Below are 9,181 nucleotides of genomic sequence, written 5' to 3'. Positions count from 1 at the left end.
GTGGTGAGCCAAGCATGACTCGAACAAGTTTAAAAATAGGTCGTAAAACGGCCACTTTGCGACAGTCGCTACGGCAATCACTACGCCAGAAAGCAGCTGTTCATTAGAGATTGTGCTCGCTTCGCGCTACGCTTGTGTGGAATAGGCCTGAGTGGGCTGGAATGAAGTGGGTTTGAGCACATCACGAAAACAATCGGCGCCCCGGTCGAGACAAATCTGGGCCTTGGGCTTGCAGGGTTTCGATACCCAGTTAAAAACTGGCGATCTGGGCTTCTCATGCTCGACTGTACTTTAGTGTCTCACTATCGGCGTGCCTCTAGTCTGCACAGCAGCTCATTTTCGACACGTCTTTTGTGTACGACAGCGCGGCGATTTTGAGCGCCTCGGACATGGTTGGATAAACGTGCAGCAGGCGTGCGAAGTCGTCGATACTCGCACCAAAATGAAGCCCCATTGCCGCTTCATGAATCACCTCCGCAGCGCTCATGCCATGCATGGACACCCCGAGCACCTTCTTCGTGTTCCGGTCTGCCACCATCTTCAGGACCCCTCTGGTCTCCCGAACCGCTCCAGCTCTGGGAACGAGGGACATCGGAATAATGCGACATTCGCATTCGTACCCGCGCGCAGTTGCTTCCGCGTCCGAAAGTCCGACAACGCCCACCTGCGGGTCGGTAAAAATCGCTCGCGGAATCACAGCGTGGGTGACCGTACGGCCCCCGTTGCCGTTGAGCGCATTCTCGGCAGCGATCCCGCCGTCCTGCGCACCCACAGGAGTCGCCGGCTGGCTTCCCGTGTAGGAACCAATCACGTCTCCGGCGGCATACACGTGCTCGGCAGACGTGCGCAGCTCGTCGTTGACCTTCACGAAACCCCGTGCATCCATATCGACGCCTGGAAGTTCAAGCCCCAGGTGTTCCGTATTCGGTGTGCGCCCCGTGGCCACAAGCAGCTTTGCGGCCTTCAGTTCCTTCTGCCGCCCGTCCATCTGTAGCGTGACGACTACGTGGCGTTCATCGCCATGCACCCGGCTCACCGTAGTTTTCGTATGGATGGCGATTCCCTCCTCACGAAAGACGTCTGCCACTGATTGCGCAATCTCCGGCTCGTAGGCCGTAAGAATGCGCGCTCCGCGTGCCAGAATCGTGACGCTGGTGCCGAAGCGCGCAAACATCTGGCCCAGCTCAAGCGCGATGTAGCCGCCACCGAGGATGATCAGCGACACGGGAAGCTCTGTGAGTTCGATGTCTTCGTGACTGGTGAGCAGGTCGCTGGTGAGATACGGCGTGTCACGAAGCCCGGGAACCTCTGGCACTGCGGGCGAGCTTCCCGTCGCGACAAGGAACCGAGCCGCTGAGAGCACCTGCCCGTTCACGGTCACCTCGTTGGAGCCGCTGAAGCGGGCTGATCCTTCAAACACGCGGATGCGTTGAGAGTTGAAGACAATGCTCTGATACTTCTTTCCCCGGTAGTCTTCAATCACGGCATCCTTCTGCTCGATCAGGGCGCGGAAGTCCAGGCTCATCGAGGTAGGAGAGAGCCCTGGATAGCGCGGATGCTTCGTATCGTAGAGGATTTTCGCGGCTTCGATGAGATTCTTTGACGGCAAGCAGCCACGATTGGCACACGTGCCACCGAGCGTTCGCACCTCGGTCATGGCTGCCGTGTGTCCGCTTGCTGCCGCGCGAAGCGCGGCAGCAAACGCCGTCGAGCCGGATCCGAGAATCACCAGGTCAAATTTCTCCGCCATCATGTCCCCTCCTGAGTTGGTTATCCGGGAATGTCCTTCAGATCACACGCACATCTGGCGCCGCATGAAGTAGTAGCCCAGCGCAGCCACTCCGATGAACATCACAAGAAGGCCGATCAATATGGCATCATTGAGAATGAATCCGAGGCCAAGCGCGGTGACCAGCCCGGCGACCATAAACGGCGCCACGCAGCAGAGTGCAGCAAACGCTGCCCCGCTGATGCCGACCGCCATAAGCGCTCGGCCCAACCATGATGGCGCTTCGTGACTATTGGTTTTCCCGTCCATTGCGGCTCCTAGGGCTGAACGGTGGAGGGATAGCCCGCGTTCTTGGTGGCCTCCAGCAGCGCCTCGACCGTGGTCTTGGCGTCATCGAAGGTGACCAGGGCTTCCTTCTTCTCCAAGTTGACCTCGATGTTCTCGACGCCTTCAACCTTGTTCAGCGCCTTCTTAATCGTGATCGGGCAGGCTGCGCAGGTCATGCCCGTCACCCACAGGGTGACCGTTTGCGTGGTGGCCCAGGCGGGCGCGCTCAGAGCGGCCGAGAGGGCGAGTACCGTGACGAGCTTTTTCATGACGTGTTCCTTTCAATACAACAGCGGCAGAATGTAAGGGAACGCGATCGCGATCCCCACGAGTGCGGTCACGATCCCAAAGATGATCTTGTACGCCGTCTTGACCGACGGTACGGCACAGACTTCCCCCGGCTTGCAGGCTTGCGCGGGCCGGAAGATGCGCCGGTAAGCGAAGAAGAGTGCCACGAGGGCTGCGCCGATAAAGATCGGACGATACGGTTCCAGCACCGTCAGATTGCCGATCCATGCGCCACTGATGCCAATCATCACCAATACGAGCGGACCAAGACAGCAGATCGAGGCGAGGATTGCCGCGAGGCCGCCGATACCCAAGGCGCCGCCACCGTTTTGCGGTTTAGACCAAGGGTTCTCTTTCTCCGACCTAGACAACCTATCCATGCCCCACCTATTTCCCTAGCTTGCCCATTGATTCAAGTCTAAACTCCGTACTACGGTACGGAATCAAGGGGAATCTTCATGGCTTTAGAATTAACGATAGGCCGGGTGGCGAAGCTGGCCGGAGTGAATGTCGAGACGATCCGGTATTACCAGAGACGGAGGCTGATAGCCGAGCCGGACAAGCCGCACATGGGCTATCGGAGGTATCCGGCAGACATCGTGAAACGCATCCGCTTCATTAAGCGGGCGCAGGCTCTTGGGTTCACGTTGGAGGAAATCGCCGAACTGCTACGGCTGGAAGAAGCCCGCGCCTGTGCGGAGACCCGTGCCCTGGCCGCCCACAAGATGCGGCTGATTGACCAGAAACTGACGGGCCTCGCGGCGATGCGGAAAGCGTTAGCTGGTCTGGTTCAGCAGTGCGAAAGAAAACAACCGGCGAAGGGCTGCCCGATCATTCTGGCGCTCGAACAGGATTAAGGGTCCTCGGTCTGGACTCGAACCGTCCCAAATACATTTGTTTTGGACCAGCATCAACATAAGTCAAATTCCTTGAGAAATCGACCCACGTTGGGCTGGCATATTAGATGGGGATTTTGACCAGGGGGTATTTGGGATTTTCGGGAAGTTTACATCTTGTGGAATTCCGATGGTGCCGTCATTCGATTGGACCACCTGATAGCGGTCGGTCATGTATTTCGGCTTTTGGTCGGACAGCGCCCGTTGGCTTTGGGGCGCTGCCAGACTCACTAACCAATGTTGGACGGTCACACCTCCGTCTGTTCGGCCAACTCCAAGGCATCATCAACCTCGATGCCGAGGTAGCGCACGGTGCTTTCGAGCTTGGTGTGCCCAAGCAATAGCTGGACCGCTCTCAGGTTCTTCGTCCGCCGATAGATCAGCGAGGCCTTGGTGCGCCGCATGGAATGCGTCCCATAGGCTGAGGCATCGAGGCCGATGGCCGTCACCCATCCCTCCAGCACTCGTGCGTACTGCCGGGTGCCCATGTGAGGGGAGTTGTGGATGCGGCTGGGAAACAGATAGTCCTCTGACTTCAGCGTAGCCTGCTTGATCCACGCTACTACAGCCTCACGCGTGGAAGGCGTGATCTCAAACTGAACCGGTCGCTGGGTTTTCTGTTGCATGATGATCGCACGCGGGGCGATCTGATCGCCGTGGCAAATATCGCGCACACGCAGCTTGACCAGGTCGCAGCCCCGAAGTTTGCTGTCGATCCCTAAATCAAAGAGCGCGAGGTCGCGGGAACGACCGGCCATTTGCAAACGGGTCCGTATCGCCCAAATCTCCTTCAGCTTGAACGGTGCTTTTTGGCCGACAAGTTTGCCTTTGTTCCACGGTTTGCGGTGTTGAGACGTGCTGATCATTTCCATGATGGACTCCTTTCATTGAAAGAGGGTGGCGAGACTAGCGCCACTACGTTCGCGACCCGTCAGTGCGATGCACTAACCGTCGCGAGATCTCTTGAGAAAGGAGTGTCCGCGATGTGTTTGCCAGATTCAAATGCCGTTATTCCGCCACCAGCGGACGGTCGATAGCAGAGGCCATTTGTTCTGCGAAGGACGGCGGGCTACAATCAGCATCTCAGTCAACGTCTCGGTAGTTCCGCATAGCGCTGTGCTATCGTGAAAGGTGCAATAGTTATATTCGGACTATTGGGGTCATACATGAATTACGGTTTGGGAATCACGGAAGAGGAGTTTCCTGGTTCAGCGACCGCGGCTGAGCGTCTCCGTTTCTTGGTGAAATACGCGGTGCTTGCGCCCTCGAGCCATAACACGCAGCCGTGGCTTTTCAAGGTGGGCGAGCAGGACTTGGAATTGGTTGCAGATCGAACCCGGGCACTCCCGGTCGTTGACCCCAATGATCGGGCACTCACGATATCCTGCGGCGCGGCGCTCGAACATCTTGTAATCGCCGCCCGTCATTTCGGCTGCGAGCTGGCCGTCGAGGAATTACCCAGCTCCGATCCCGATCACCTCGCCACGATTCGTCTGGTCGGTGCGGTCACGTCGGATGCCGTCGACCACGAACTGTTTGCGGCGATGCCTCATCGCAGAACCACTCGAACGAAATATGAAGACCGGCTCCTTCCCGAGGAGCTCCGCCATGCCTGTTGCAATGTGGCCACCGAACGAGGGACAGAACTGGCGCTGGTCCTCGACGAGGGCAAACGAGCGGAGATCGCTGACCTGGTTGCCGAGGGGGATCGAATACAGTTTGCGGACCCACGGTTTCGCCGTGAATTGGCGGCGTGGGTACATTCTCGTCGTTCCGCCACTCAGGATGGTATGTCCGGCGAAAGTTTTGGCATGCCGGACGTATTGTCCTCGGTTGGCGCATTGGTGATTCGAACCTTTGATATGGGCAAGGGGATAGCGGCGGGTGATCGCGAAAAAATAGTGAACGGGTCCCCGATCTTGGCGGTGTTTGCGACGCGTGACGACGGCCCGAAAGATTGGCTCACGACTGGGCGCGTGCTTGCGAGGGTGCTGCTACGGCTCACCGCGTCCGGTGCCACGGCTGCATTCCTCAACCAGCCGATCGAGGTCGAATCGCTTCGGCCCCGACTTAAAGAGCTTCTTAGCACGGTGTTCACACCGCAGCTCTTGATGCGGTTCGGATATGGGTCGAGCGCTCACCAGACGGTTCGAAGACCGCTCGATGACGTGTTCATGTGACCGCCAGGCGATGATCAAAACGATACTTATTCTACTGGCCGTGATCACCGTCGTCTTGGTTGTCTTCGGCGGGTGGCGATGGACCGATCACAGAGCCGATAAGGCGGTATGGGTGAATCTTGCCTCCCATCAGCCGTCCGCGGCTGGCACGTTTGAGCCGTCATTGATCGTTGGTCTGCCGGAACCGGCACAACGCTTCTTCCGTTTTGCGATCAAGCCGGGGACACCGCTCTACAGCGTCGCGGAAATTACAATGGAGGGCGAGTTCAGTCTCGGCAGTAAGGCCGATCCTAACTACATGCCCATGCGCGCGAAGCAAATCCTGGCGGCTCCGAATGGCTTTGTGTGGACGCTCAACGCGGGGCATGGCCTGATGAGAGTGTCGGGTTCCGATGTTGCTGAAGACGGTAATAGTTGGAGCCGGTTCTGGTTGCTGGGTATTGCACCAGTGGCGCGGGCTGGCGGAAATGCGGACCACGCTCGTTCTGCCTTCGGTCGGTATGTTGCCGAAGCTGTCTTTTGGACGCCGGCTGCGATGTTGCCACGCGAGTCGATCAAGTGGGACCCGGTCGACGAGAACACGGCGAGGGTCACCATGACACATCTCGGCTGGGAGCAATCGGTGGACTTAACCGTCGACGAAACTGGTAAGCCCACCAAGATTAAGTTCCAGCGTTGGAGCGATGCCAACCCAGAGAAGATGTATCGACTTCAACCCTTTGGGGGGTACCTATCGGACATCAAGGAGTTTGGAGGATTTCGACTCCCGACGCATGTAGAAGCGGGGAACCACTTTGAAACCGATCACTACTTTCCCTTCTTCCGCGTCAACGTGACCGAGATACAATTCCCGCAAGCAGCCGAGAGATGACGCCATGACCCTGCTCGGCGGGCCGGCTCAGATCGCGACGTCAGTGCCCCCTAACAGACGCTCGCGAGAGAAAGGACGGTTGAAACGGATTCTACGTTGGACTGCGACAGGGATGATCATTGCGGTGGTCTCGGTTGTAGCAGCCTCTCTCTGGAATCTGAATCACGCGTACGAACGGGTTCGTGGAAACAGTACCGTTGCCCATTCGCCTTACGGCGATATCGAATACACCGAAGGTGGATCAGGTCCGGCTGTCTTGGTGATTCATGGGAGCGGTGGCGGCTATGATCAGGGCGAACTCATGGCACACGCCATCCTCAGCGAGGAATTCCACTGGATTACGCCTTCGCGCTTTGGATATCTGCGCTCGACCTTTCGCAAAGGTGCCACATGGGACGACCAAGCGCATGCCTACGCGTATTTACTCGACTATTTGGGTATCGCAGATGTTGCGGTCGTTGCGATGTCTCATGGCGGACCCTCGGCTCTACTCTTTGCGGCCTTGCACCCTGAACGGATCTCCTCGCTGACCCTCATCTCGTGTGGTGTCGCCGCTTCATCCATACAAGACCAAGCACAGGCAGACGAGAAGGGTGAGAAGCTAACAACTATCTTCAAGTATGACCTGCTTTACTGGACCATCACCAAGCTGTTCAAGAAGCAGCTCATGGCGCTGATGGGTGCCAACGACGCAGTCATTGCCGGCCTTACCCCCGACCAGCGAGAATTGTTTGAACGCTTCATTGAGTATATGAACCCCGTTTCGTTGCGCTCTGCTGGTGCTGCTTTCGATAACAAGGCTACGCTTCCAGGCGAAAGGATTGCTGCGATCACAGCTCCAACCCTTATATTCCATGCCACAGACGACACACTACAGCTCTACCACAATGCCGAATTCGCTGCGTCCACCATTCCGAATGCGCGGCTGGTCCGTTTTGAGAGAGGAGGCCACTTCCTCATAGGTGTGCAGCAAACAACCATCCGGAAGACCGTGCGTAATCACATCCTCCACCACATTGGCGGAATCACCCATAACCTCAGTGCTCATCCGGCTTTGGCGAACGGTTGCCCGTTGAGAAGTCCTGTTGTCATCAATACGAACGTCTGTTGAGAGACGATTGCTGCCGCATGAAGCTCGATACCACTACGCACTGACGGAATTTCACGAAGGACCGTTGTGGGTCGGCCACCGATGGTCGCAGAACGGCCACAAGCTGTCCTCCAGCAGTAAGAATCCGCCGACCTCAAGGCGCCGTTCGAAACCTGAGATTAGTGCTGAGGAAACGAGATGGGCTGTCGTCATCAGACGCCAAGTGAATTCAGCCGAGATGGCCAAGAGGATCAGAGGATCAACGGGCTCTCGGCGCAAGAGAGTAGCAACATGAAAACGCAGGGTAGCCCGTACGGACTAAATCGTATGAGCGAACCGCCCGCTCACAGGCTATCGCCTCGCGGGGGTCCTTTCAGAAAGCAGAACCTCAAGCACGCGAAGATGTTTTGCTCCACGCCAGGCCCATGAGCGAAACCGCGCAAAACACGGCGCCGACATAGAAGGTGAACGATGCCCCAAGGTGATCCCAGAGCAGGCCAGCCAATACGCTCGCCAGTAGCATCGCCAGTCCACTGACCAGGGCAAACAATCCATAGGCCGTGCCACGCAGATCGGGCGGTGCGGTATGGGCAATCAGGGCTGCGAACAGACCCTGCGTCATGCCCATGTGGATGCCCCAGAGCGCAACGCCTGCCAAGACGACACCCCAATGTTCGCTAGTCGCCAACACGAGATCGGCCGCGATCAACACCATGAAGCCAAGCGCCAACAGTTTGGTATGGCTCATTCGGTCGGAGAGCTTGCCAAAGGGATATGCCGAGAGCGCATAGACCACGTTCATGGCGACCATCACCAGCGGCACGAAGGCAAGTGAGATGCCGCTCTGTTGAGCGCGCAGCACCAGAAACGCCTCGCTGAACCGAGCCAGTGTGAACACCGCACCGACGCCGACCACCCACCAATACGAGCGGCCAAGGCGTGTGATGTTTTCCCGCCGAAGCGGATTGACGCGCTGACTCCCCTGATGATGTGCTGGCTCACGGAGGCCGAACACCAACAGCGCGACTGCCATCAAGCCGGGAATCACCGCCACCCAGAACACCGCGCGGAAATCGTTGGCCCAGAGTAACATGAAGCTGACGGCCAACAGTGGTCCGATCAGGGCTCCAACGGTATCGAGGGACTGGCGCAAGCCGAACGCGGCACCGCGCAAGTGTGCCGGCACAATGTCCGCGATCAAGGCATCGCGCGGCGCCCCTCGTATGCCTTTGCCAATCCGATCCAGTACCCGAGCGGTCAGCACGACGCCAGTCACGGAGGCTACGGCGAAGAGCGGTTTACTGAGCGCGCCGATGGTATAGCCAAGTATGGCCAAGCCTTTGCGTTTGCCCAGATAATCGCTGATGGTGCCAGAAAACACCTTGACGATGAGAGCCGTAGATTCACCCAGCCCTTCCACCAAGCCGACGGCGAACGCGCTAGCGCCAAGGGAGGTGACCATGAACAGGGGCAGCAGGCTATGAATCATCTCCGAAGAAATGTCCATGAGCATACTGACAAAGCCGAGCACCCATACTCCTGCCGGGATTTCTTGAAGAGTGCTCCTTGAAGATGTGGTCATGGTCGATGGGATTTCTGGGAAATCAAATGGCGCGGAATTCACATTGTAGTAATCGGCCCCGTCCGAGGTACGCACGCGATCATTCGCTCGATTGTACTCCCCGTAGCGGACAGTTGTGGAGTACCGTAAGGGGTCGAGACCTGCCGGTCACCGGACCTATGTGCTGACACGACCTGCCCGATCAAATAGGGGTGCTCACAGGATTCGGATGATAACGT

General features: G+C 57.7%; 10 protein-coding genes. 4 read left to right on the top strand and 6 right to left on the bottom strand.

The window, feature by feature from the left end:
- Nucleotides 1–316 precede the first annotated feature (316 nt).
- Genes merA through merT form a run of 4 tightly spaced genes read right to left on the bottom strand, consistent with a single transcriptional unit; the run spans nt 317 to nt 2,724 of the window.
- Nucleotides 317–1,753 carry a mercury(II) reductase gene (gene merA, locus ACMTNU_RS19730; protein ID WP_413937004.1) on the bottom strand — a complete coding sequence of 479 codons (1,437 nt, stop codon included), beginning with the start codon at nt 1,751–1,753 and terminating at the stop codon, nt 317–319.
- A 39-nt stretch (nt 1,754–1,792) separates the two neighbouring features.
- Complete coding sequence (locus ACMTNU_RS19725) at nt 1,793–2,038, bottom strand: hypothetical protein (protein WP_413937003.1); 246 nt, start codon at nt 2,036–2,038, stop codon at nt 1,793–1,795.
- A gap of 8 nt (nt 2,039–2,046) precedes the next feature.
- Nucleotides 2,047–2,325 (bottom strand): mercury resistance system periplasmic binding protein MerP, encoded by a 279-nt coding sequence (gene merP / locus ACMTNU_RS19720; RefSeq protein WP_413937002.1) that lies wholly within the window; start codon nt 2,323–2,325, stop codon nt 2,047–2,049.
- Nucleotides 2,326–2,337: 12 nt separating this feature from the next.
- Nucleotides 2,338–2,724: a mercuric ion transporter MerT gene (gene merT / locus ACMTNU_RS19715; protein WP_413937001.1), complete on the bottom strand. Its 387-nt coding sequence runs from the start codon at nt 2,722–2,724 to the stop codon at nt 2,338–2,340.
- Between the two features lie 78 nt (nt 2,725–2,802).
- On the opposite strand from merT, the gene merR reads away from it, so the two are divergent.
- Nucleotides 2,803–3,201 (top strand): Hg(II)-responsive transcriptional regulator, encoded by a 399-nt coding sequence (merR, locus tag ACMTNU_RS19710; RefSeq protein WP_413937000.1) that lies wholly within the window; start codon nt 2,803–2,805, stop codon nt 3,199–3,201.
- Nucleotides 3,202–3,488: 287 nt separating this feature from the next.
- Here merR and ACMTNU_RS19705 read toward each other — a convergent pair whose 3' ends face one another.
- Nucleotides 3,489–4,112 (bottom strand): tyrosine-type recombinase/integrase, encoded by a 624-nt coding sequence (locus ACMTNU_RS19705; RefSeq protein ID WP_413936999.1) that lies wholly within the window; start codon nt 4,110–4,112, stop codon nt 3,489–3,491.
- A gap of 294 nt (nt 4,113–4,406) precedes the next feature.
- Between ACMTNU_RS19705 and ACMTNU_RS19700 the strand changes: the two genes are divergently transcribed.
- From ACMTNU_RS19700 to ACMTNU_RS19690, 3 genes are read left to right on the top strand one after another with little or no spacing between them, the layout of a single operon-like run.
- On the top strand, nt 4,407–5,420 hold the full coding sequence (locus ACMTNU_RS19700; protein ID WP_413936998.1) for an Acg family FMN-binding oxidoreductase: 1,014 nt from the start codon (nt 4,407–4,409) through the stop codon (nt 5,418–5,420).
- Nucleotides 5,404–6,291 (top strand): DUF6544 family protein, encoded by an 888-nt coding sequence (locus ACMTNU_RS19695; protein WP_413936997.1) that lies wholly within the window; start codon nt 5,404–5,406, stop codon nt 6,289–6,291. Before ACMTNU_RS19700 ends, ACMTNU_RS19695 begins: the two co-directional genes overlap by 17 nt.
- 4 nt (nt 6,292–6,295) lie before the next feature.
- Nucleotides 6,296–7,402 (top strand): alpha/beta fold hydrolase, encoded by a 1,107-nt coding sequence (locus ACMTNU_RS19690; protein ID WP_413936996.1) that lies wholly within the window; start codon nt 6,296–6,298, stop codon nt 7,400–7,402.
- A 367-nt stretch (nt 7,403–7,769) separates the two neighbouring features.
- Here the strand turns inward: ACMTNU_RS19690 and ACMTNU_RS19685 are convergent, their stop codons facing one another.
- Nucleotides 7,770–8,963, bottom strand: coding sequence for an MFS transporter (locus ACMTNU_RS19685; protein WP_413937005.1), 1,194 nt, complete (start codon nt 8,961–8,963; stop codon nt 7,770–7,772).
- Nucleotides 8,964–9,181: the final 218 nt, after the last annotated feature.

It is taken from the genome of Nitrospira sp. BLG_1 (assembly GCF_047338595.1).
In the GTDB taxonomy this organism is placed as follows: domain Bacteria; phylum Nitrospirota; class Nitrospiria; order Nitrospirales; family Nitrospiraceae; genus Nitrospira_D.
Note: the sequence above shows the minus strand (reverse complement) of the source record. Positions and strands in the feature narration are given on the sequence as shown.

What these genes read in the sequence shown, in the direction of transcription:
- ACMTNU_RS19700 (WP_413936998.1), top strand. Translation starts at nt 4,407, where the DNA reads ATGAATTACGGTTTGGGAATCACGGAAGAGGAGTTTCCTGGTTCAGCG.
- ACMTNU_RS19705 (WP_413936999.1), bottom strand. Translation starts at nt 4,112, where the DNA reads ATGGAAATGATCAGCACGTCTCAACACCGCAAACCGTGGAACAAAGGC.
- merT (WP_413937001.1), bottom strand. Translation starts at nt 2,724, where the DNA reads ATGGATAGGTTGTCTAGGTCGGAGAAAGAGAACCCTTGGTCTAAACCG.
- merP (WP_413937002.1), bottom strand. Translation starts at nt 2,325, where the DNA reads ATGAAAAAGCTCGTCACGGTACTCGCCCTCTCGGCCGCTCTGAGCGCG.
- ACMTNU_RS19685 (WP_413937005.1), bottom strand. Translation starts at nt 8,963, where the DNA reads ATGACCACATCTTCAAGGAGCACTCTTCAAGAAATCCCGGCAGGAGTA.
- ACMTNU_RS19690 (WP_413936996.1), top strand. Translation starts at nt 6,296, where the DNA reads ATGACCCTGCTCGGCGGGCCGGCTCAGATCGCGACGTCAGTGCCCCCT.
- merA (WP_413937004.1), bottom strand. Translation starts at nt 1,753, where the DNA reads ATGATGGCGGAGAAATTTGACCTGGTGATTCTCGGATCCGGCTCGACG.
- ACMTNU_RS19725 (WP_413937003.1), bottom strand. Translation starts at nt 2,038, where the DNA reads ATGGACGGGAAAACCAATAGTCACGAAGCGCCATCATGGTTGGGCCGA.
- ACMTNU_RS19695 (WP_413936997.1), top strand. Translation starts at nt 5,404, where the DNA reads ATGACGTGTTCATGTGACCGCCAGGCGATGATCAAAACGATACTTATT.
- merR (WP_413937000.1), top strand. Translation starts at nt 2,803, where the DNA reads ATGGCTTTAGAATTAACGATAGGCCGGGTGGCGAAGCTGGCCGGAGTG.